2 protein-coding genes are annotated in these 2,809 nt (G+C 63.7%); both read right to left on the bottom strand.

Going from position 1 to position 2,809, the window contains the following annotated elements; translation table 11 throughout:
• Positions 1 to 123 precede the first annotated feature (123 nt).
• On the bottom strand, positions 124 to 2,199 hold the full coding sequence (locus ACT8II_RS09265) for a RecQ family ATP-dependent DNA helicase (protein WP_443813940.1): 2,076 nt from the start codon (positions 2,197 to 2,199) through the stop codon (positions 124 to 126).
• A complete protein-coding gene (locus ACT8II_RS09260; RefSeq protein ID WP_443813939.1) occupies positions 2,162 to 2,665 on the bottom strand; it encodes a helix-turn-helix domain-containing protein in 504 nt (167 codons plus the stop codon). Before ACT8II_RS09260 ends, ACT8II_RS09265 begins: the two co-directional genes overlap by 38 nt.
• Positions 2,666 to 2,809 lie beyond the last annotated feature (144 nt).

Genomic DNA, 2,809 nt, shown 5'->3' with positions numbered 1-2,809 from the left:
GGCCGCGCACGGAGGAAACACTTCCGGCGCGGCCCGCTTATTGTCCCTGCGAACGCCCACAGGGGCCTCCGCCACTGAACAATGGCCCCACAGCTGCCCCAGGATGCAATCGAATGACGGCACCTACCGCACGCTTGCTTCGTACTCGGCAATCGCCGCAAGAAACGCCTCGCCGTAGGCGTCGGCCTTCTTCTCGCCTATGCCTGTGACCTCGAGCAGGTCCTCGCGCGTTGCGGGACGCTTGCGGCACAAACCGCGCAGCGTGGCGTCCGAGCAGATGATGTACGCCGGGACGTTGTGCTCATTCGCCAACTTGCGACGCAAGGACCTGAGCCCGTCGAACAGCTCGGCGTCATCACCCACGCGCGGGCGCGCATCCAGCGCAGCCTCCTCACGCACCAAGTCGACCGCCCGGCGCGCCCGGCTTGCCGAGACGCTCTGGGAGGCGCGCTTCTTCACCGTAAAGGAGAAGCCACTCACACGCTGCGGATCAAGTGCCTCACCTGCGTGGGAGCCCAGGCCCACAACGGGGAACCGACCCTGCGATTGCGCCAAGTAGCCGCGACCCACCAGCTGGTCCAGGACGTCCTTGATGCGCTTGATGGAGACCTCCGCAACAACACCGTATCCCGGCGCGTCGTCGAGGTGAAATTGGCGGATCTTCTCGGTGTTGGCACCGTGCAGAACCTCAGCTATAAGTGCCTTGCCAAACCGCCCGCCCGTTGCGGAGACCAGGCGCATGGCAGCGAGCGCGACGTCCGTGACGTCCTCCACTTCATAGCGTGTCAGGCAATTGGAGCAGTTGCCGCACCCGGTCTCGCTTGACGCGGCGCCCCCGATTGCCAAAGTCGCGCCGACCGGTACGGAGCTCCCTGCCGCCGCGCCTGCGCCGATCGGGTCGGCACTCCCAGTCGCCACCCCCTTGACACCCAGCGCACCCTCGTCGCCAAAATAGCGCAGGATGTACTCGCGCAAGCAGCCAGTGGTCTGACAGTAGCCCTCCATCTGCGCCAACAAACGGTACCGGTTCTGCCGCGTGAACGCGCGCTCTTCCGCGCCGAGCGCGTCTTCAGGCACATCCCGCTCGATAAAGTAGCGCCTCAGGCCAAAATCGTGCCCGTTCCACAGCAGGTAGCATGCGGCTGGATCACCGTCGCGCCCCGCGCGACCGGCCTCCTGGTAATAGGCTTCGATGCTCTCGGGCACATTATGATGAATCACGTAACGCACGTTGGGCTTGTCGATTCCCATGCCAAAGGCGTTCGTGGCGACCATGAGCGGTGCGGCGTCGGCGATGAAGGCGGCCTGCTCCGCCGTGCGTTCGTCTGTGCTCATGCCTGCGTGGTAGCGCGCAACACGTATTCCCTGCGGCGCAAGCGTCCGGCCCAGATCAAAAGCAAGCTCATCCACCGCCTTGCGAGTGGCGCAGTACACAATGCCGCTCTCGTCGGCGTGCCCGAGCGCGTAATCGCGAATCCAAGCCGCCTTCGCCTTGTCGCCCATCTCCTGCACGTTGAACGAGAGGTTGGCTCGGTCAAAACCCGTCACCACCGTCTGCGGCGAGCGCAGGTCGAGCATCTGAACGATGTCGTCTAGCACGCGCTCCGTCGCCGTTGCCGTAAAGGCAGCCACCACGGGGCGCGCGGGCAGGGCGGCAATGAACTCTGCTATCTGCAGGTAGGATGGGCGGAAATCCTGACCCCACTGGGAAACGCAGTGGGCCTCGTCCACGGCGACGAGTGGGAGACCGATGCCTCCCGGAGCCGCGGCCGCCTGCGCAAACGCGAGGAAGCGCTCGTCGGTAAGGCGTTCGGGCGCCACGTACATGATCTGGTACCACCCCTCCGACGCGCGCTTGAGCACCGTGTTCTGCTGGGCAGGCGTGAGCGAGGAGTTGAGGTAGCTCGGGCGCGCGCCGACTTCTTTGAGCGCTCGCACCTGGTCCCCCATAAGTGAGACAAGCGGAGACACCACCAGCGTGAGGCCCTGCATCATGAGCGCTGGCGCCTGGTAGCAGATCGATTTTCCGGCGCCGGTGGGCATCACGCCCAGCGCATCGCGGCCGGCGAGAATGGCATCGACCATCCGCTCCTGACCCGGACGAAACGAGTCGTAGCCAAAATAGCGCTTGAGAATGTCCTTTGTTGCTTCCACGGACCCCCTATGCCTCCCGAACCGAATGCGCGGATTCGCCCGCATTGGACGAGACGGACTTAGGTTTGGTGCGCCGGGGCCTTCCACCAGGCCTGGGGTTGTTTGCGCGGTCGCGCACGCTCTCCACGTCCACCATCCAAAGATTCCCTTCTTTATGCCCGCGCAAAATGCCGCTTTTCAGCATAGCGTGAACGCGCCCCACCGTGACACCGAGAATCTCAGACGCATGTGCGACGTCCATGGTCGCCGGCTCGGACGCAAGCTTGTCGCCGTCGATAACGATCCCGATCACCCGCGCCCCTTGCGGTGCCGCGTGGTCGAACGTCTCCTCCGGAAGCGGAGAGCCCTCATCCAACGCCGCCGCAACCGCTAACTCGAGCATGTCGTGCGCCATATAGACGGCGTCCTTGAAGTCATCACCAACCGTAAAGGCATCCCAATCGGGGATATACACCTCGTATCGAGAGCGGTCGTCCGACGGATACACCAAAGCCTCGTACACGTACATCATTTGAATCTCCTAAAGCCACGCTCACCGTACTGGATCTGTCTGAGAATCTTTCGCTCCAACCCCTTTGGCACGTCGCCGTGGTGTCTCGGAATCAAAATGGGCTCGCCGCTCGCAGAGGCATAAAGGTCATGGCTCCTTCCGTGG

Source organism: Collinsella sp., from assembly GCF_052346665.1.
Lineage (GTDB): Bacteria > Actinomycetota > Coriobacteriia > Coriobacteriales > Coriobacteriaceae > Collinsella.
The sequence above is the reverse complement of the archived record's forward strand: the minus strand, read 5'-3'. Positions and strand labels throughout refer to the sequence as shown.

Bases quoted from the DNA above. Each gene is read 5' to 3' on its own strand.
- ACT8II_RS09265 (WP_443813940.1), bottom strand. From the start codon at position 2,199: ATGCGGGCGAATCCGCGCATTCGGTTCGGGAGGCATAGGGGGTCCGTG.
- ACT8II_RS09260 (WP_443813939.1), bottom strand. From the start codon at position 2,665: ATGATGTACGTGTACGAGGCTTTGGTGTATCCGTCGGACGACCGCTCT.